Origin of the sequence: Mesorhizobium sp. C268A, from assembly GCF_040324475.1 — a bacterium.
GTDB lineage: Bacteria > Pseudomonadota > Alphaproteobacteria > Rhizobiales > Rhizobiaceae > Mesorhizobium.
In genome coordinates this window covers 5,122,288-5,140,098 of sequence record NZ_JAMYVX010000001.1, presented here as the reverse complement: position 1 = coordinate 5,140,098, position 17,811 = coordinate 5,122,288, and the positions used below count along the sequence as shown (strand labels likewise).

The window sequence follows — 17,811 nt, the reverse complement described above, 5'->3', positions numbered from 1 at the left end:
GGATAGGCGTCGATTGCAGAGCCCGCAACGCAGAGTGAAACCGTCATGCACGCGCTCCAAAAAGCCGATCTCCACGGGTCCTTGACCCTGGCTCATCCGACAATGCTTGCACTTGCCGGGTCGATGCGACATGAGAGGCGCCGCAGCTGTTTGCGGTTGCGCCGACCCCTCTGGAGATATCTGGCCATGGCCTTTCTTGCCGACGCCCTTGCCCGCGTAAAGCCTTCCGCCACCATCGCGGTGACGCAGAAAGCCCGCGAGCTGAAAAATGCCGGCCGCGACATTATCGGCCTCGGCGCCGGCGAACCGGATTTCGACACGCCCGACAACATCAAGAATGCGGCGATCGAGGCGATCCGCCGCGGCGAGACCAAATACCCGCCGGTTTCGGGCATCGCGCCGCTGCGTGAGGCGATCGCGAAAAAATTCAAGCGCGAGAACAATCTCGACTACAAGCCCGAGCAGACCATTGTCGGCACCGGCGGCAAGCAGATCCTGTTCAACGCCTTCATGGCGACGCTGAACCCAGGCGACGAGGTCATCATCCCCCGCCCCTATTGGGTCAGCTATCCCGAAATGGTGGCGATCTGCGGCGGCACCTCGGTGTTCGCCGATACTTCGATCGACAATGGTTTCAAGCTCACTCCCGCCGTGCTGGAAAATGCGATCACGCCGAAGACCAAATGGCTGTTGATGAACTCGCCGTCGAACCCGTCCGGCGCCGCATACACGGAAGCCGAGCTGCGCGCGCTGGCCGACGTGCTCTTGAAGCATCCGCATGTCTGGACACTGACCGACGACATGTACGAACACCTGACCTATGGCGACTTCGTCTTCAGGACGATCGCCGAGGTCGAGCCGAAACTCTACGAGCGCACGCTGACCATGAACGGCGTCTCGAAAGCCTACGCCATGACCGGCTGGCGCATCGGCTATGCCGCGGGTCCCGTCCAGTTGATCAAGGCGATGGACATGATCCAGGGCCAGCAGACCTCGGGCGCCTGCACCATCGCGCAATGGGCCTCGGTCGAGGCGCTCAACGGCCCGCAGGATTTCGTCGCCAGGAACAAGGCGATCTTTCAGGGCCGTCGCGACCTCGTCGTGTCGATGCTCAACCAGGCGCGGGGCATAACCTGCCCGTCGCCGGAAGGCGCCTTCTATGTCTACCCGTCCTGCGCCCAGCTGATTGGCAAGAAGACCAAAGCCGGCAAGATAATCGACACCGACGAGACTTTCTGCTCCGAATTGCTCGAAGGCGAGGGTGTCGCAGTGGTGTTCGGCTCGGCCTTCGGCCTCGGCCCCAACTTCCGCATCTCCTACGCGACGTCGGAGACGCTGCTGGAGGAAGCCTGCACGCGCATCCAGCGGTTCACGGCATCGCTGACCTGATCAGGCTCCGAGACATGAAACCGGCCTTTCGAGCCGGGTTTTTGTCAAGAGCAGACCTCAGCCGCCATACTGCTCGCTCGTGACCGCTTCCATCCAATCTGCGTGGACGCCGTCCAGCGCTTCCTGCATGGCGACGTGGGTCATTGTCGTCTTTGGACCCGCGCCGTGCCAGTGCTTCTCGCCCGGCTCGAACGAGATGACGTCGCCCGCCTTGATCTCCTGGATCGGCCCGCCCCATGCCTGCGCAAGGCCGGCGCCCGCAGTGACATAAAGCGTCTGCCCCAGCGGATGCGTGTGCCAGTGGGTACGCGCACCGGGCTCGAAGCTGACCAGCGTGGCTCTGAGCCGGGCCGGCGCTTCCTTCTCGATGATGGGCGTCTGCAGCACGCGGCCGGTGAAATACTGGTCCGGCGCGATGATGGTCGGCACGCTGCCGCAGGCAATGATCTTCATCTCTGGTGATCCCTAAGTTTGGCAGAACCTACCCTGCCCCGGTGCCGGCTACCACCCCAGCCGGGGCCAGAACAGGCCGGCATGTACGCGATAGTCCGCGTAGGCTCCGGCCAGCGGCGTGCGCGAAAATTTCTTCTCTTCGTCCAGCGCCGCAAACACATAGAGGATAGCGATTCCGGCGATCGGCACCACCGCCCAGATCGACCAGGTCGCGATCCCCCACCCGATCCAGAAGACGATGTAGGACGTATAGAAGGGGTGGCGGACATGGCCGTAGGGGCCGTCGGTCAGCAGGCTGTGTGGATCGTCGGGTGCGAAGGCGAAGCGCAATCGCGCCTTGCGCGACGTGACAATCGCCCACCAGAACAGGGCAGAGCTCGCCAGTTCGACGGCAAGTCCGGTGAGCTTTGCCGAACCCGGCTGCGATTGGATCCAAAGGATGGCGAGAAGGAACAGCGCCGTGGCGATGACCGCCGCCGAAATCACCATGGCGCCTGGAGACATCGCCTGCGATTGGAAATGCGCCCGCATCGACCAGACATATTGGCCAAGCGTCGCGATGCTGCAGATCGAGACAAGAAGATCAAGGACTGGTTCCATTGTCGGGATTCCGCGCGTGATTGCCATGGAGCCAGCGATCGTGCCGGCTATCTCTTTAGAAATCCTTTCTTAACCACATGTTTAAAGAACATATAGAGCCAGCGATGCGATGTTGGCGGTCAGGCAAATCTCAAGGTCTAATCCAGCATGAGCATCACTCACCGCACCATCCGCACGCCGCAGGCCGACTTGCGCCTCAGCCAGTCGTCTGGGTCCGGCATGCCCATCGTCATGATCCATGGGTCGGGCAGTTCGCGCGCCGTGTTTGCCCGTCAGTTCGATAGCCCGCTTGCCGACGGCCATCGGCTGATCGCCTTCGACCTTCCCGGCCACGGCGAGTCCTCCGATGCCCGCGACCCGGCGACCGCCTATACGATTACCGGCCTTGCCCAGACCACAGCCCGGCTTCTCGACGCTTTGGGCATCGGCCACGCCATCATCTTCGGCTGGTCGCTCGGCGGCCATGTGGCGGTCGAACTGGCCAGCTTTCACCATGCGGTCAGCGGCCTGGTGCTGACCGGAGCGCCGCCGGTGTCGCGGGGGCCGCTTGGCATGCTGCGCGGCTTTCACGCCAACTGGGACATGCTGCTGGCCTCCAAGAAGGTCTACTCCGAACGCGACATCGAGCGCTTCGAGGCGCTTTGCTTCGGCGATACCGCCAGTCCGTCTTTCCGCGAAGCCATAAGGCGCACCGACGGCAGGCTTCGCGCCGGCGTGGCGCGCAGCATGTTTGCCGGCAAGGGCGCCGACCAGAAACAGGTGGTCGAGCACGCCCCGTTCCCGGTTGCGGTGATCAATGGAGAGCATGATCCGCTGGTGCGGCTGAGTTACTTCGAGACGGTGGCCTATGGCTTGCTGTGGGAACAATGCCATGTCATATCAGGCGCCGGCCATGCACCGTTCTGGGAACGCCCAGACCTGTTCAACCCGTTGCTGTCGCGCTACGCCGAGATGGTGGTGAAGCAGAGTGCAGCCGCCACGCCCACGCGCCGCACCCAGGCAAGCTGAAATCGCCGGACGGTTCTGATCCCGGGGTCTTGCCTCGGCCGCCTGACGGCGCACCGGATTCCTATTTTCCTTGCCCTGCCGGCTAACCCGTGGGACGATGGGCTTGGGCAGGTGGCTAAGAGAAACAACCCCGCCCCGCGACGGTCGAACAGGCCGGCCGCCGCTCACGACAGGGTGCGATCGGCGCAAAACCGTTTCCACTTTTGCTGATCGCACTCCAAGGGCCAAGCCTGAGTGGAGGTCAGCCATGGGTACTCGCGCCGGAGGACGACGCACGGGACCGAAATGCATTGCCATAGTCGGTCCCTTTGCAAGCGGTAAGACGACACTTCTCGAAGCCATCCTCGCCCGTACGGGCGCCATCCCCCGCCAAAATCCCGTTTCATCGGGAAGCACCGTTTCCGATCATTCGCCCGAGGCGCGGGCGCACGCCATGAGCGTCGAGGCGACCTTTGCCACCACCGAATTCATGGGCGAGCAGATCACCTTCGTCGACTGTCCCGGATCGATCGAATTCTCCTTCGAGGCCGAGCCGGTGCTGGCAGCCTGCGATCTCGCGGTGGTCGTCGCCGAGGCCGACGAGAAGAAGATCCCAGCCTTGCAGCTCATCATGCGCAAGCTCGACGATCACGGCGTGCCGCGCATCCTGTTCCTCAACAAGGTCGACAAGGCAATCGCCGGCGTACGCGATACGCTGAAGATGCTGCAGCCGACGAGCGCGGCGCCGCTGTTGCTGCGCCAGATTCCGCTGCGCAAGGACAATGTGGTGATCGGTTCCATCGACCTGGCGCTAGAGCGCGCCTACATCTACCGCGAATATGCCGAAAGCCAGGTTGCCGAAATTCCAACTGACGACAAGGCGCGCGAACTGGAGGCTCGCTTCTCCATGCTGGAGACGCTTGCCGACCATGACGACCAGTTGATGGAGCAGTTGCTGGAGGAGATCGAGCCGCCGAAAGACGCGGTCTTCGACGATCTGTCCGCCGACCTGCGCGCCGGCGCCATAACGCCGGTGCTTATCGGCACCGCCGAAAAAGGCAACGGCGTGCTGCGCCTTTTGAAGGCGATCCGCCATGACGCACCGGATGTCGAGGCGACGCGCAAACGGCTCGGCGTCCCCGACGGCAATCACACCGTGGTCCAGGTGATGAAGACCATCCACACCGCGCATGGCGGCAAGCTGTCCGTGTCGCGCGTACTCTCCGGCCAGATCGCCGATGCAGCCGAACTCTATTTGTCGAATGGCGAGACGGCGAAGGTCTCCGGCATCTACAAGATGCTCGGCAAGGACCAGTCCAAGCTCACCGCTGCCAAGGCCGGCGACACGGTGGCGTTGGGCAAGCTGGACGAGGTCAAGACCGGCCAGACGTTGAGTTCCACGAAGGGCGGTATCAAGCCGCTGGTCACGCTTACGCCGCCGCAGCCGGTCTTTGCCTTTGCGCTACGGCCGAAGGAGCGCAAGGACGAGGTCAAAATGTCGGCGGCCATCCAGCGCCTGGCCGAGGAAGATCCCTCGCTCACCTTGCGCCACAACCAGGACTCGGCCGAGACCGTGCTGTCCGGCCATGGCGAGATGCATCTGCGGGTCGTGCGCGAGCGGCTGGAAGGCAAGAATCAGATTCCGGTCGAAGGCCATGCGCCTGCCGTCCCCTATCGCGAGACGATCCGAAAGACGGTGCAGCAGCGCGGCCGCCACAAGAAGCAGTCCGGCGGCCATGGCCAGTTCGGCGATGTGGTGATCGAGATCAAGCCGCTGCCGCGCGGCTCCGGCTTTCAGTTCTCGGACACCATCACCGGCGGCGTCGTGCCCAAGACCTACATCCAGTCGGTCGAAACCGGCGTGCGCGATTATCTGAAATCCGGCCCGCTCGGCTTCCCTGTCGTCGATGTCGCCGTTAACCTCTCCGACGGCTCCTACCACGCCGTCGATTCCTCCGACATGGCTTTCCAGATGGCGGCCAAGCTGGCCATGAAGGAAGGCATGGCGGCCTGCTCGCCGGTGCTGCTCGAGCCGGTCATGAAGGTCGAGATCGTCACGCCGTCCGAAGCCACTTCGAAGATCATCGCGCTGATCCCGCAACGGCGCGGCCAGATCCTTGGCTACGACGCGCGGCCTGACTGGCCGGGATGGGATGTCGTGGAGGCGACCATGCCGCAGGCCGAGATCGGCGACCTGATCATCGAACTGCGCTCGGCGACCTCCGGCGTCGCCAGCTATCGTTGCGCCTTCGATCACATGGCCGAGCTGACCGGTCGGTTGGCCGACGAGGCGATGAACGCCAACGGCAAGGCTGCCTGACAGGCCGAAGGATGATCCGCACAAAAAACGGCGCCCGGATGACCCGGACGCCGCTCTTATTGCGGACCGTCTTCTTGGGAGGAAAACGGCAGGTCCGCCGCACGTATCCGCCGCGCCATGCGGCACTGACAGACGAATAGGTTCGGACGCGGTAGCCGCCTGAGCCCGGATCTTCCGAGTGATGCCCCCATCTCCCGGTCGAACCACACCGCGTCCTATGATCTGCTTAAACGATGAATCGCGCCTGCGGCATGTTACCTGAGGTTACATGTCACTGTTACGCGGCGATTTTGCTCGATTTTTCGCTGGCTACGGCAGGCCCGGAAACAAAAAAGCCGGATCAATGAAGATCCGGCTGAGTTTGATTGGAAGTGCCTGTTAAGGCTAACCTCCAGAGGGGAACACTCGAGGGCGCTAATGGGAGGAGAACGCGCCCAGGAGATGATCTATATATGTGCTGTTCATGCCCAAGAAACAAGCATCTATTTTGCAACACACGCATGCAAAAAGGTACAGGCTGTGGTCTAACCCATGTCTAGGGGCCATAGGACCACGAAAAGTTGCCAAATGAATGGCGCGACCGTGCGGTTGCCTTCGCAGAACCGCAAGTCGGGCTGATTCTCGCGCTCGCGGGCAAAAAGCCGAATGACGTTGAATCGGGCAGCAGGCGTTTATTTTTGCGGCAGCGGGATGGGAAGGGTCGGCCGGAAGAAGGGAGACCTGACATGCGGACACCCCAGGCGATCGCCGGCAGCGCGGTCTTCTTCATCGCCGCACCTTGTGTCGTGGCCGGGCTGGTGCCCTGGCTGCTGACGGACCGCTACCGTCTGCCGCTGTCGACGGTGCCCGGCTTCGTGCCGGCTGGCTCCATCCTAATCGTCGCGGCCATCGCCCTGCTCGTCCATTCCTTTGCCCGCTTCGCGCTCGAAGGCATGGGCACGCCGGCGCCTGTAGCACCCACCGAGAGACTGGTGATCGGCGGCGTCTACCGCCATGTCCGCAACCCGATGTACGTCGCCGTGCTGTCGATCATCCTCGGCCAGGCGTTGCTGTTTTCAAGCTGGAGCGTCGCTGCCTATGCCGCCATCGGCGCGATCGTCATGGGCTCTTTCGTCAGGTTCTATGAGGAGCCGACTCTCGCCCGCCGCTACGGTGGCGAATACGAGACCTACCGCCGCAATGTTCCCGGCTGGCTGCCACGGCTGACGCCTTGGCGGGGGTGACCAGCACCTCCCAAGGGCATGTTTAAAATGACCAGCTGCGCGCTTTGGCGATGATGAAGTCGCGGAAGACGTGCAGCTTGGCCTGGTTCTTCATTGCATCGGGATAGGCGAAATAGGTGTCGAAGGACGGCACCTCGGTCTCCGGCAAAAGCTGCACCAAATCCGATTCCTTGGAGATCACGTAGTCGGGCAGCATGGCGATGCCGGCGCCGCCCTGCACGGCGCGCTTGATCGACAAGATGTCGTTGATCTGCAGCGTCGGCACCCTTTGCCCACCGTCGAAATCGCCGATCGTTTCCAGCCAGTTCAGCTCCGACAGATGCGACGGCACCGGCACACCGAAAGTGACGATGCGATGGTTCTTCAGATCGGCGACCGAGGTCGGCTTGCCGTGCTTGCCGACATAGGACGGCGAGGCATAGAGGTGGAAATGCACGGTGAACAGGCGGCGCTGGATAAGGTCGGGCTGCTGCGGCTGGCGCAGCCGTATCGCGCAGTCGGCCTGGCGCATGGTGAGGTCGAGTTCCTCATTGGCCAGGATCAGCTGCAGGCTGATTTCCGGATAGAGCTCGATGAATTCCTGCACCCGCTCGGTCAGCCAGCCGGCGCCGAGCCCGACCGTGGTCGTTACCCTCAGCACGCCTGAGGGACGGTCCTTGGCCTCGGTCAGCTTCGACTTGATGGTCTCCAGCTTCATCAGCACGTCATGCGCCGTGCGGAACAGCATTTCGCCCTGCTCGGTCAGCACCAGGCCGCGGGCATGGCGATTGAACAGCGGCACCCCGACATCATGTTCGAGCGCGCTGACCTGGCGTGAAATCGCCGATTGCGACAGGTGCAAAGTCTCGGCGGCATGGGTAAACGACCCAGCCTCCGCCGCTGCGTGAAACACGCGAAGCTTGTCCCAGTCCAACGCCATTGAGTTCCCCTCGTTCTGTTTTTGGCGTCTGAATGAAAAATCAGGCTTTTGAACGGCTTGCGACGCCGTCTTGATAGATTTTATTCCGCCGCTTCGCGGTGCACCTCGATGCCGGCCAGGTATTTTTCCGCCTCGAGCGCGGCCATGCAGCCGAGCCCGGCGGCGGTCACCGCCTGACGGTAGATATCGTCGGTCACGTCACCGGCGGCGAACACGCCGGGCACATCGGTGCGGGTCGAATTCGGCGCCGTCCACAGATAGCCGTTCGGCTTCTGCTTCAGCTTGCCGACAAACAATTCCACCGCCGGCGCATGGCCGATCGCCACGAACACGCCGTCCACCTGGAGATGGCTGACCTCGCCGGTCATCGCATTTCTGAGCTTCAGCCCTTCGACCGAAGGCGGCAGCGGCGTCTTGCCGGGCCGGCCGGTGATCTCGTCGACGATCGTGTCCCAGATGACTCGGACATTGTCCTTTTTCAACAGCCGCTCACGCAGGATGCGCTCGGCGCGGAAATCGTTGCGCCGGTGGATGACGGTCACGCTCTTCGCCAGATTGGAGAGATAGAGCGCCTCCTCCACCGCCGAATTGCCGCCGCCGATGACAGCGACATCCTTGCCGCGATAGAAAAAACCATCGCAGGTGGCGCAGGCCGACACGCCGAAGCCCATGAAGGTTTGTTCGGTGGGGATGCCCAGCCACTTCGCCTGCGCACCGGTGGCGATGATCAGCGCATCGGCCGTGTAAGTGGTGCCGGAATCGCCCGTGGCGCGGAACGGCCGCACATTGAGGTCGACCTCGGTGATGATGTCGTTGACGATGTCAGTGCCGACATGCTCGGCCTGCTTCAGCATCTGCTCCATCAGCCACGGGCCCTGGATCGGATCGGCGAAGCCCGGATAGTTTTCGACATCGGTGGTGATCATCAGCTGCCCGCCCTGCTGCAAGCCTGCTACGAGCATCGGCTTGAGCATGGCGCGCGCGGCGTAGACTGCGGCGGTATAGCCGGCCGGGCCGGAACCGATGATAAGGACAGGCGCGTGCTTGGTGGTCATCTAAAGCCTCTGCGGGGCAGACAATCGAGTGTGCCTTGGAAAACGACGTGAAATGCTGCTGGCAATGTAAGGGTTGCCAACCACACCAGCAAGACGATCAGGCCGTCGTCCCCGGAAAGCTTCGGCCTACAGGCTTATTCGCGCAATGGCCGCTTTCGTTACGGTTGCGAAATCGCCCGACCAAAGGGCTGGCATCGACACAAAAGTCGTTTAAGGACGAGAGCGCGAAAGATTCTTGCGCTAAGCCGAGACCGCCATGCCCCTGAAAGCCGACCTCGACGCCATCGACTGGAAGATTCTGCGCGAGCTTCAGGCCGACGGGCGCATGACCAATGTCGAACTGTCGAGCCGTGTCGGCATTTCCGCCCCGCCCTGCCTGCGCCGTGTCCGGCGGCTGGAGGAAACCGGCATCATCAGAGGCTATCGCGCCTTGCTCAACGCGCCGGCGCTCGGCATGGATGTCGTCGCCTTCTGCCTGATCGGCCTGCATCACCAAGCCGACGCGGAGCTCAAAGCTTTCGCCGAGCGCACTCGCGGCTGGCCGATCGTGCGCGACGCCTGGATGGTCTCGGGCGAATCCGACTTCCTGCTGCATTGCGTGGCGAGCGATCTCGGCACATTCCAGACCTTCGTCATTGAAGAACTGGCCTCGGCCCCCAATGTCGACACGGTGCGCACCGCGCTGACCATCCGCCGCGTCAAGGACGAAGGGCTGGTGGCGTTCAGCGCCTGATAAGCGAGATTAACTTCGAAAAAGCATGTGCGATGCCGACCAAGACATACCCCAACAGACACACTGCTACCTCTCCGACAACTGGCAAAAGAATGAAGCCGTCCCCAGGGCCGGGGCTCTCACCAGGGGACATCTCCGGCAAAGCTAAAAAGGCTAGCAAAATAGTGAGCAAGCAAGCCAGACGAATGTGATGACATGCGGCAACCATTTGAGACGGAAAATGTTTTTTGACGCGAGAACGCCGCGCCGATCACAATCATGTTGACGACGAATATGAGCCAGAAAGCGAATTCTGGCGCCGAAATCGTAGGGTATTCCGGGTCAGATTGCGTGAACATGAGCGGCCAAGGTTGAATATGCCATCCGGTTTCAGCTACGGAATCGGGAGTACTTTGACCCACCCTGCCAAGGGCAGGATCTGCTACCTGCGCTCCACCGTGAGAACAACAGGCAATCCCCAGGGCACATCTAGCGGTGCTTGAAGCAGTGAGACGTCGCCATCCGCGACCTGGGCTTCCCACTTGGCATAGTGTTTCAACCGGTAGTTCCCGGAGCGGACGCTGAGGCAGGCAACAGGCCCGCCATCGAGGTTTAGCGCCGTCTTGAGATCGAGGTCGGTCTGCAACAGGAAGTTTGCTAGCCGGTCCAGCGAGAAGAAAGCGTCCTTGGTCGAACCGACGATGATCCAGCCCTGACGATCTTCCGCGATAAAGGTGCGGTTGGCCAACCAGTTGCTCTTGGCGCGTACATTGTTGCGGCCGTCCTCACCGACAAGCAATGGATAGGAAACCATAGCGTTTTCGGCATTCTCCGTGACTGCGCGCCAGTCACGTGAATTGAGATCGACCACATGCGTGCCGGAGGCATTCACGAACCAGGCGCCGGCCTTCGCATCGTATTCATCCGGCCCGAGCCTCGCACCCATGCTGACAAAGGGCGTGTCGGCTTCGCCCTTCAGTCCGAAATAACTGCCATTGACGATCAGAACGGTGCCGCCTGTGCCTTGTGGATTGAGTGCCGCTTCCCACTGGTCGATGTCCTTGGCACCACTGGGCTCGTTACGGGCAACGAAACGGAATTTGGCTGGATCGAAACGGTTGAGATAGAGCCGGTCAATTTCACGGTCGCCCGCCATGACGGGGATTTCTCTGACCTGGAATCCAGGCTCGGTTTCATTCCATGAGCTGGCTCCAGCGGTCACATCAGGAATTTCCGATTTCAACGCAAGCTGCATGGCAGGCGAGAGACGCGCATCGCCGGGTGCAACGGCGATCCAGTAGCTTCCGCCGCGGCGAAGAAGTGCATTGAGCCCATACACGCCGTGTTTTTGCCAGACATACCCCACGGCTGAAAGCACAGCCAATATCAACAAGACAACGGCAACAGAGATTGCTTTCTTCAATGAATTCCCCTCGTTCTTCGATGGAATGACATCTGCAAATTTCTTGCTTGAATGATGTCTGATCTCTGCAGTTTTTCCGCAAAAGAGCGTGGTGCTTTCCTGGGGAATAGCGTCAAAGCAAAGAAATGGATCGGCTCGCCGTTTCTGCGAAACGGTGAAACGCTCAAGCTAACCCATTGAGATTGCGTCGCAACAGATCCGGAAAGCTAAATCAGTCTCGATCCGAGCGACTCGACAGCTCTCAAAAGCCGTTCCAGATCATCGGGGTTGCGCAGCGGCAGAACCTCGAAGCCCGGCTCATTACTTCCCTCGCCATCCACCAGCCAGCCGCGCGGCAGGCCGGCACGTTGTCCGGCCTGCATATCCGCGGCCTTGTCGCCGACTATCAGCGAGCGCTTGAGATCGAGGCCGAGACGCTGCCGGGCCTGTAGCAGCATGCCCGGATTGGGCTTGCGCATTGGATGGTCGGCGACCGCCAGTGGCCCGCTGCCCGCCTCGTGGTAGGCGCAGGCCAGAACCATGTCGACGAAGGCATCGCCGGCGGCAAGCAGCTTGAGAACCCGGCCGTTGACCGCGGCAAATTCCTTCCAGCCGAAATAGCCGCGCGCGATGCCGGACTGGTTGGTGACGATGACCACCGGGATGTTGCCCCGGTTGGCCGCCGCGATGACCGGCACGATGCCGTCGCGCAGCGCCATTTTGGCTGGATCGTCGGGATAGCCGGTGTCGACATTGATGGTGCCGTCGCGGTCGAGGAACAGCGCCGGCGCGTTGGCTGGAAACACCCGCGAACCCACCCGCTCAACCCACAGGCCGGGCTCAGCCAGCGGGTATGGACCGTAGGCCCCGGTGTCAGCCATTCGACAGACGGTCTTCCACCACCTCGCAGAGATAGTGGTAGAGGCAGAGATGTCCCTGCTGGATGATCGGCGTCGAGGTCGAGGGCACGTTGAGCAGTATGTCGGTGAGCGGCTTGAGTTTGCCACCGCTGTCGCCGGTGAGGCTGACCACCGTCATGCCCATCATCCGAGCCTGTTCGGCGGCAGCCAGAATGCTCGGCGAATTGCCGCTGGTCGAGATGGCAAGCAGCACGCCGCCGGGCGCGCCATGCGCCTCGACCTGGCGCGAAAACACGGTGTCGAAGCCATAGTCATTGCCCCAGGCGGTCAGCATGCCCGCGTTGGCCGGCAGCGCAATCACATTGTAGGCCTTGCGCTCCTTAAGGAAGCGGCCGACCAGTTCGGTGGCAATGTGGATGGCGTCGCTGGCCGAGCCGCCATTGCCGCAGACCAGCAGCGCCTTGCCCGAGGAAAGCGCGGCGACGACCGCACTCACAGCACGTTCCATCTCGGCGGTCAGGTCACGCTCGACTGTCGCGGTGATCGCGGCCGCCGAGCGGACCAGATAGTCATTCAGTCCGGACATGAAATCCCTCAGTTGGTACCGCCGCCGGCGCGCAATTTGCCGATCGTGCCGGTGGTGCTCTTGCCGGCGACAAGGTCGACCAGGACGACGCGCCCGCCCGCCTTCTGCACCACATCGGCGCCGACAACGGTTTCGACCGTGTAGTCGGCGCCCTTGACCAGAATGTCGGGCAGAAGCGCCTCGATCAGCGCCAGCGGCGTATCCTCTTCGAACACCACGACCGCATCGACCGAGGCCAGGGCGGCGAGCACGCAGGCACGATCATGCTGATCGTTGACCGGGCGCCCTGCGCCTTTCAGCCGACGCACCGAGGCATCGCTGTTGAGGCCGAGCACCAGCCGGTCGCACTGGCTGCGCGCCGCGTGGAGAAGACTGACATGGCCGGCATGCAATATATCGAAGCAGCCATTGGTGAAGCCGACGCTCAGGCCCTCGTCCTTCCACGCCGCCACCATGCGCGCGGCCGATGCGGCATCGAGGATGGCGTCCTTATGGGCGGTGGGGCCGTGCGAGCGGAACAGCGCGCCGGTGAGTTCCTCCACGGTCAGCCGCGCGGTGCCGCGTTTGCCCACCACCACACCGCCGGCGGCATTGGCGATGGAGGCGGCCATGACGCGATCGGCGCCCGCGGCCAGAGCCAGCGCGAAGCTCGCGATTACCGTATCGCCGGCGCCCGAAACGTCGAACACTTCGCGCGCCTGGGTGGCGATGTGGCGCGCCTCATCCGCGCCGACGACGCTCATGCCCTTTTCGCTGCGGGTGGCGACGACGAAGTCGAAGCCATGTGCCGAAATCAGCTGGCGTGCCGCCGCGACGATCTCGTCGTCGGCGAAAACCGGGCGACCGACAGCTTCGCCAAGCTCCTTGCGGTTGGGCGTGATGGCGGTCGCGCCGGCATAGCGCGCATAGTCGCGGCCCTTGGGATCGACCAGCACCGGTTTTCCCGCCTCGCGGCAGATGGCGATCAGGTCGGCGGCGACGCCGTCGAGCAAGATGCCCTTGCCATAGTCGGACAGAATGACGATGTCGGCGCGCGTGAGTGCGGCGCGAAAATGCCGGACCAGGTCCGCCCGTTCCTTGTCGTCGAGCGGCTTGATCTCTTCCTCATCGAAGCGCAGCACCTGCTGATTGAGCGCGCTGAAGCGGCTCTTCGACGACGTCATGCGACCGCGCTCCTGCGCCATATCAGCCGTATCGGCGCCGAGTTCGCGCAGCATGCGCACCAGATTGTCGCCGGCCACATCGGTGCCGATCACCGATATGGGAATAGCGCTGGCACCCAGCGAGACGATGTTGGCGACAACGTTGCCTGCGCCGCCCATCGTCGAGGTCTCGCCGCGCCCGTGCAGCACCGGGATCGGCGCTTCCGGCGAGATGCGCTCGATGACGCCGTTGACGAAACGGTCGAGGATGAAGTCGCCGACCACCAGCACGGCAACGTCGCCAAAGCGGGCAATGGCGCGGTGCAAAGGTTCGGGCGAAGGCGGATTGTGCTTGATCATGTCACTGGCAATGCGAGGGAAAGGCCGACCTCAATCACGCTGAAAATTGTCAATTTACGGGCCGGATCGTTCATGGCGAAGCCGATATACCGCAAATCCGCGCAGCGCAACGTCAGGGCGGCCGTCAGCTCTTCTGCAACGCGACGTGGACGCCCAGTCCGACCAGCACCGCCCCGCCCGCCCGCTGCATGATCCGCTGCGCACGGCTGGAGCGCTTCAGCCGGGCGATCACCATGCCTGCCAGCAACACGCAGACAATATCTGCCGAAGAGAACATTAAATTGACGATGGTGCCCAGCACGACGAATTGCAGCCACACCGGGAACCCCGCCGAGGCATCGATGAACTGTGGCAGGAACGCCATGAAGAAGATCGCCGTCTTCGGATTGAGCACTTCGACGGTGATGCTCTCGAAAAATGCGCGGCGCGCCGATTTGCGCTCGATCGTCGGCAGCGCCCTGTCACCGTCCCCGCGCTTGCGGAACAAGGACACGCCAAGCCAGATCAGATAGAGCGCGCCGATGAGCTTGACCGCCATGTAGAGCGGCGGCACCGCATGGAAGAGCACCGACAGCCCGGCGGCAGCCGCAAAGACATGGAAATAACCGCCAAGATGGATGCCAAGTGCCGCCGTCAGCCCCGACCAGCGCCCGCGCGCCATGGTCTGCGCGGCGGCATAGAGCATGGCCGGTCCTGGAATATAGGCAAAGATCGCCGTGGTGGCGAAAAACGCAATGAGCAGTTCGGTCGACGGCATTTTTTGTCCCCTAGCTTGCGGGCCTCGAATAAAGCGGGCCGCTTCGCGGTCTCACTATGTCGTCGTGGTGCTTCATCGACAGCCCGGCTGCCCTCCCTTATAAGGACCGGAATCGCAAGCAACCAGAGGCCTTCATGATCATCGTCACGGGCGGGGCCGGCATGATCGGCTCCAACATCGTCGCCGCACTCAATGCCGAAGGCCATGATGACATCCTCGTCGTCGACGACCTCACCGACGGCCACAAGATCGCCAACCTGGCCGATTTGCAGATAGCCGACTATCTCGACAAGGACGAATTCTTGGCCACCTTGGAAGCCGGCGACCTAGGCCGAGTGGAGGCCGTCTTCCACCAGGGCGCCTGCTCGACCACCACGGAATGGAACGGCAAGTTCATGATGGACGTGAACTACGCCTTCTCAAAGCGGTTGCTGCATGGCTGTCTTTCGCTGCGCATACCGTTCCTCTATGCCTCCTCGGCTTCCGTCTACGGCGGCGGTTCGGAGTTTCGCGAGGACCCCGCACTTGAGCGGCCGCTCAACGTCTACGCCTATTCGAAGAAACTATTCGACGACTATGTCAGGCGCACCGTGTTCGACACCGATCATTCGCAGGTCGCCGGCCTGCGCTACTTCAACGTCTATGGCCCGCGCGAGGCGCACAAGGGCGCCATGGCCTCGGTCGCCTTCCATCTGTTCAACCAAGTCGGGCGCGGCGAAAACCCAAAGCTGTTCGGCGCCCATGACGGCTTCGGGCCTGGCGAACAGAGCCGCGACTTCATTCATGTCGGCGATGTCGCCGACGTCAATCTGTGGCTGTGGAAGCGCGGCTCGAGCGGCATCTTCAACTGCGGCACCGGCCGCGCCCAGCCGTTCCGCGCCATTGCCGAGACCGTGATCGATACGCTGGGCAAGGGCGAGATCGAGTTCATCGAATTCCCCGATCACCTCAAGGGCAGCTACCAGAGTTTTACCCAGGCTGATATGTCCCGCTTGCGCGCAGCCGGCTATAATGGGCAATTCCGCAGCGTGGAAACCGGCGTCAGAGACTATGTCGAATGGCTGAAAGCCCAACGATCCTCGTGATCGGCCCACGCTGGGTGGGCGATATGGTCATGGCGCAGTGCCTGTTCTCGGCGTTGAAGGAGCTCCATCCCAACGCCGCCATCGACGTGCTTGCCCCGGCCTGGGCGGCCCCGCTGGTCAAGCGCATGCCCGAGATTCGCCAGCAGATCGATTTCCCGCTGCAACCCGGCGCGCTCGAATTCATCATTCGCCGCCGCTTCGGCCGCCTGCTGCGCGGCCGCTACGACATGGCCTACGTCCTGCCGGGCAGTTGGAAATCGGCGCTGATCCCGTTCTTTGCCCGCATTCCGCGCCGTTTCGGCAATCTCCGGGAAATGCGCTACGGCCTGCTGACCGACATCGTGCCGCTGCCCGATGCCGTCAAACGGCGCACCGCGCAGGCCTATTTTGGCCTCGCCCAAGGCGGACATTTCCGGCCGCCGCGGCTCACCGTCGACGCCGGCAATCAGAAAGATCTGCTCGCTCGCTTCGCAGTGCAGCCGGGAAAATTCGTCGCCATGATGCCCGGCGCCGAATTCGGTCCGGCCAAACGCTGGCCTAGCGAAAGCTATGCCGGCCTCGCCGGAGAGATGATGGCGAAAGGATTCAAGGTCGCGTTGTTCGGCTCGAAGAACGATCGCGACGTCACCGCCGAGATCGCAGCACTCGCGCCCGGTGTCGTCGATCTGGCAGGAAAGACACGGCTGGAGGACGCCATCGACCTGATCGCCGCGGCCAGGCTGGCGGTGTCCAACGACAGCGGGCTGATGCATGTCGCGGCCGCCGTCGGCACGCCGGTCGTTGCCGTCTACGGTTCGACCTCGCCGGAAAACACGCCGCCGTTGGCTGAACAGCGCGAACTGATCTGGTTGCATCTGTCCTGTTCGCCCTGCCACCGGAAGGTCTGTCCGCTCGGCCACCTCAACTGCCTGAAGACGCTGGACGTTGCCCGAGTGGCAGCGGCGGCGGACAGGTTGCTGGAACTCCCGGCCGCCGCATGAAGGTGTTGATCGTCAAGACCTCCTCGATGGGCGACGTCATCCACACCTTCCCCGCCGTCGAAGATGCACGCCGCAAGCGCCCCGATATCGCCTTCGACTGGTGCGTCGAAGAGGCCTTTGCCGGCATCGTCGCGCTGCATCCGGCGATAGCAAAGATCCATACCGTCGCCATCCGGCGCTGGCGCAAGCATCTGTTCAACGCCGGCACATGGCGGGAGGCGACAAGCTTGCGCCGCGCTCTGCAAGCAGGCGAGTACGACCTCGTCATCGATGCGCAGGGGCTGCTGAAATCGGCCCTGGTGGCGAAACAGGCAGCGGCACCAATCGCAGGTTTCGACCGCGCAAGCGCGCGGGAGCCCTCGGCAACGTTGTTTTACCAGCGCAAATACGCCGTGCCGCGCAACCTGCACGCCATCGAACGCACGCGCCGGCTGTTCGGGCTGGCGCTCGGCTACGAGCCCGATCTTTCGGCGCTCGCATCCGGGATTGTGCCGCCTCCCGGCGGCCTGGCCGGCATTGACGGCAAGACGGCCTTCCTGCTGCACGGCACCAGCCGCGAGGACAAGAAATGGCCCGCCGAAGACTGGATCGAAACGGCTCGCCTGCTGGTTGGTAGCGGAATGACGCCGGTCACCACCTGGTCGAACGAGCGTGAGAAGGCGGTGGCCAAGGCGATCTCGAAAGCCGTGCCGTCAACGATCGTGGTGCCGAGATCGCCGCTGGCAGACATTGCCGCGATCCTTGGCCGCTCGACGCTGGTTATCGGCGCCGACACCGGTCTGACCCACCTCGCCAGCGCCTTCGGCCTGCCGACGGTCGCGGTGTTCCTGGCGACCGAGCCGGGTTTGACCGGCCCGCGCGGGCAATATGCCTCAACGTTGCTGGCCGCAGCGGGGGAGCGCCTCATGCCGGCACAGGTGGTGCCGGAAGCAGAAAAGCTATTAGCCCTTAAGCTCCAAGCTTCGGCATAGGACCTTCCAG

The 17,811-nt window shown here is 62.8% G+C and carries 17 protein-coding genes; 8 read left to right on the top strand and 9 right to left on the bottom strand.

Annotated features, from left to right (window positions below):
* Positions 1–186 precede the first annotated feature (186 nt).
* Positions 187–1,389 (top strand): pyridoxal phosphate-dependent aminotransferase, encoded by a 1,203-nt coding sequence (locus NKL06_RS25125; RefSeq protein ID WP_023691539.1) that lies wholly within the window; start codon positions 187–189, stop codon positions 1,387–1,389.
* 57 nt (positions 1,390–1,446) lie between these two features.
* Here the strand turns inward: NKL06_RS25125 and NKL06_RS25120 are convergent, their stop codons facing one another.
* Together NKL06_RS25120 and NKL06_RS25115 are read right to left on the bottom strand one after the other, a co-directional pair.
* Positions 1,447–1,842, bottom strand: a complete 396-nt coding sequence (locus NKL06_RS25120) for a (R)-mandelonitrile lyase (RefSeq protein WP_023691540.1) — start codon at positions 1,840–1,842, stop codon at positions 1,447–1,449.
* Between the two features lie 48 nt (positions 1,843–1,890).
* On the bottom strand, positions 1,891–2,442 hold the full coding sequence (locus NKL06_RS25115; protein WP_023691541.1) for a methyltransferase family protein: 552 nt from the start codon (positions 2,440–2,442) through the stop codon (positions 1,891–1,893).
* A gap of 147 nt (positions 2,443–2,589) precedes the next feature.
* Here NKL06_RS25115 and NKL06_RS25110 point away from each other — a divergent pair, with 147 nt between their 5' ends.
* From NKL06_RS25110 to NKL06_RS25100, 3 genes are all read left to right on the top strand, one after another.
* Positions 2,590–3,450, top strand: a complete 861-nt coding sequence (locus NKL06_RS25110) for an alpha/beta fold hydrolase (RefSeq protein ID WP_023671967.1) — start codon at positions 2,590–2,592, stop codon at positions 3,448–3,450.
* Between the two features lie 247 nt (positions 3,451–3,697).
* The gene (locus tag NKL06_RS25105; protein WP_023691542.1) at positions 3,698–5,749 is read left to right on the top strand and encodes an elongation factor G; all 2,052 of its coding nucleotides are present in this window, start codon (positions 3,698–3,700) and stop codon (positions 5,747–5,749) included.
* Positions 5,750–6,474: 725 nt separating this feature from the next.
* Entirely contained in the window at positions 6,475–6,972 is a 498-nt protein-coding gene (locus tag NKL06_RS25100; RefSeq protein ID WP_023671969.1) for a methyltransferase family protein, read from the top strand.
* Positions 6,973–6,994: 22 nt separating this feature from the next.
* On the opposite strand, the gene NKL06_RS25095 is transcribed toward NKL06_RS25100, so the two are convergent.
* Positions 6,995–7,891 (bottom strand): LysR family transcriptional regulator, encoded by an 897-nt coding sequence (locus NKL06_RS25095; protein ID WP_023671970.1) that lies wholly within the window; start codon positions 7,889–7,891, stop codon positions 6,995–6,997.
* An 80-nt stretch (positions 7,892–7,971) separates the two neighbouring features.
* Positions 7,972–8,946 carry a thioredoxin-disulfide reductase gene (gene trxB / locus NKL06_RS25090; RefSeq protein WP_023671971.1) on the bottom strand — a complete coding sequence of 325 codons (975 nt, stop codon included), beginning with the start codon at positions 8,944–8,946 and terminating at the stop codon, positions 7,972–7,974.
* Between the two features lie 256 nt (positions 8,947–9,202).
* Between trxB and NKL06_RS25085 the strand changes: the two genes are divergently transcribed.
* Positions 9,203–9,679: an Lrp/AsnC family transcriptional regulator gene (locus NKL06_RS25085; protein WP_023689719.1), complete on the top strand. Its 477-nt coding sequence runs from the start codon at positions 9,203–9,205 to the stop codon at positions 9,677–9,679.
* A 421-nt stretch (positions 9,680–10,100) separates the two neighbouring features.
* Here the strand turns inward: NKL06_RS25085 and NKL06_RS25080 are convergent, their stop codons facing one another.
* The 5 genes from NKL06_RS25080 to NKL06_RS25060 form a co-directional block, all read right to left on the bottom strand.
* Positions 10,101–11,081, bottom strand: coding sequence for a phosphodiester glycosidase family protein (locus NKL06_RS25080; RefSeq protein WP_245267076.1), 981 nt, complete (start codon positions 11,079–11,081; stop codon positions 10,101–10,103).
* A 206-nt stretch (positions 11,082–11,287) separates the two neighbouring features.
* Positions 11,288–11,941 carry a D-glycero-alpha-D-manno-heptose-1,7-bisphosphate 7-phosphatase gene (locus NKL06_RS25075; RefSeq protein WP_023671974.1) on the bottom strand — a complete coding sequence of 218 codons (654 nt, stop codon included), beginning with the start codon at positions 11,939–11,941 and terminating at the stop codon, positions 11,288–11,290.
* Complete coding sequence (locus tag NKL06_RS25070) at positions 11,934–12,506, bottom strand: D-sedoheptulose-7-phosphate isomerase (protein WP_023671975.1); 573 nt, start codon at positions 12,504–12,506, stop codon at positions 11,934–11,936. Before NKL06_RS25070 ends, NKL06_RS25075 begins: the two co-directional genes overlap by 8 nt.
* 8 nt (positions 12,507–12,514) lie before the next feature.
* On the bottom strand, positions 12,515–14,008 hold the full coding sequence (rfaE1, locus tag NKL06_RS25065; protein WP_023671976.1) for a D-glycero-beta-D-manno-heptose-7-phosphate kinase: 1,494 nt from the start codon (positions 14,006–14,008) through the stop codon (positions 12,515–12,517).
* A 124-nt stretch (positions 14,009–14,132) separates the two neighbouring features.
* On the bottom strand, positions 14,133–14,765 hold the full coding sequence (locus NKL06_RS25060) for a LysE family translocator (protein ID WP_023691544.1): 633 nt from the start codon (positions 14,763–14,765) through the stop codon (positions 14,133–14,135).
* Between the two features lie 134 nt (positions 14,766–14,899).
* Between NKL06_RS25060 and rfaD the strand changes: the two genes are divergently transcribed.
* From rfaD to waaC, 3 genes are read left to right on the top strand one after another with little or no spacing between them, the layout of a single operon-like run.
* Positions 14,900–15,850, top strand: coding sequence for an ADP-glyceromanno-heptose 6-epimerase (rfaD, locus tag NKL06_RS25055; protein WP_023691545.1), 951 nt, complete (start codon positions 14,900–14,902; stop codon positions 15,848–15,850).
* Positions 15,823–16,830, top strand: a complete 1,008-nt coding sequence (waaF, locus tag NKL06_RS25050; protein WP_023691546.1) for a lipopolysaccharide heptosyltransferase II — start codon at positions 15,823–15,825, stop codon at positions 16,828–16,830. The genes rfaD and waaF overlap by 28 nt, the downstream gene beginning before the upstream one ends.
* A complete protein-coding gene (waaC, locus tag NKL06_RS25045; protein ID WP_023683754.1) occupies positions 16,827–17,801 on the top strand; it encodes a lipopolysaccharide heptosyltransferase I in 975 nt (324 codons plus the stop codon). Before waaF ends, waaC begins: the two co-directional genes overlap by 4 nt.
* The last annotated feature ends 10 nt before the right edge of the window (positions 17,802–17,811 follow it).

Excerpts from the sequence above, each read along its gene's own strand:
- rfaE1 (WP_023671976.1), bottom strand. The coding sequence starts at position 14,008 with ATGATCAAGCACAATCCGCCTTCGCCCGAACCTTTGCACCGCGCCATT.
- NKL06_RS25060 (WP_023691544.1), bottom strand. The coding sequence starts at position 14,765 with ATGCCGTCGACCGAACTGCTCATTGCGTTTTTCGCCACCACGGCGATC.
- NKL06_RS25085 (WP_023689719.1), top strand. The coding sequence starts at position 9,203 with ATGCCCCTGAAAGCCGACCTCGACGCCATCGACTGGAAGATTCTGCGC.
- NKL06_RS25095 (WP_023671970.1), bottom strand. The coding sequence starts at position 7,891 with ATGGCGTTGGACTGGGACAAGCTTCGCGTGTTTCACGCAGCGGCGGAG.
- NKL06_RS25100 (WP_023671969.1), top strand. The coding sequence starts at position 6,475 with ATGCGGACACCCCAGGCGATCGCCGGCAGCGCGGTCTTCTTCATCGCC.
- NKL06_RS25105 (WP_023691542.1), top strand. The coding sequence starts at position 3,698 with ATGGGTACTCGCGCCGGAGGACGACGCACGGGACCGAAATGCATTGCC.
- NKL06_RS25070 (WP_023671975.1), bottom strand. The coding sequence starts at position 12,506 with ATGTCCGGACTGAATGACTATCTGGTCCGCTCGGCGGCCGCGATCACC.
- NKL06_RS25120 (WP_023691540.1), bottom strand. The coding sequence starts at position 1,842 with ATGAAGATCATTGCCTGCGGCAGCGTGCCGACCATCATCGCGCCGGAC.
- trxB (WP_023671971.1), bottom strand. The coding sequence starts at position 8,946 with ATGACCACCAAGCACGCGCCTGTCCTTATCATCGGTTCCGGCCCGGCC.
- NKL06_RS25115 (WP_023691541.1), bottom strand. The coding sequence starts at position 2,442 with ATGGAACCAGTCCTTGATCTTCTTGTCTCGATCTGCAGCATCGCGACG.
- rfaD (WP_023691545.1), top strand. The coding sequence starts at position 14,900 with ATGATCATCGTCACGGGCGGGGCCGGCATGATCGGCTCCAACATCGTC.
- waaF (WP_023691546.1), top strand. The coding sequence starts at position 15,823 with ATGGCTGAAAGCCCAACGATCCTCGTGATCGGCCCACGCTGGGTGGGC.
- waaC (WP_023683754.1), top strand. The coding sequence starts at position 16,827 with ATGAAGGTGTTGATCGTCAAGACCTCCTCGATGGGCGACGTCATCCAC.
- NKL06_RS25125 (WP_023691539.1), top strand. The coding sequence starts at position 187 with ATGGCCTTTCTTGCCGACGCCCTTGCCCGCGTAAAGCCTTCCGCCACC.
- NKL06_RS25110 (WP_023671967.1), top strand. The coding sequence starts at position 2,590 with ATGAGCATCACTCACCGCACCATCCGCACGCCGCAGGCCGACTTGCGC.
- NKL06_RS25075 (WP_023671974.1), bottom strand. The coding sequence starts at position 11,941 with ATGGCTGACACCGGGGCCTACGGTCCATACCCGCTGGCTGAGCCCGGC.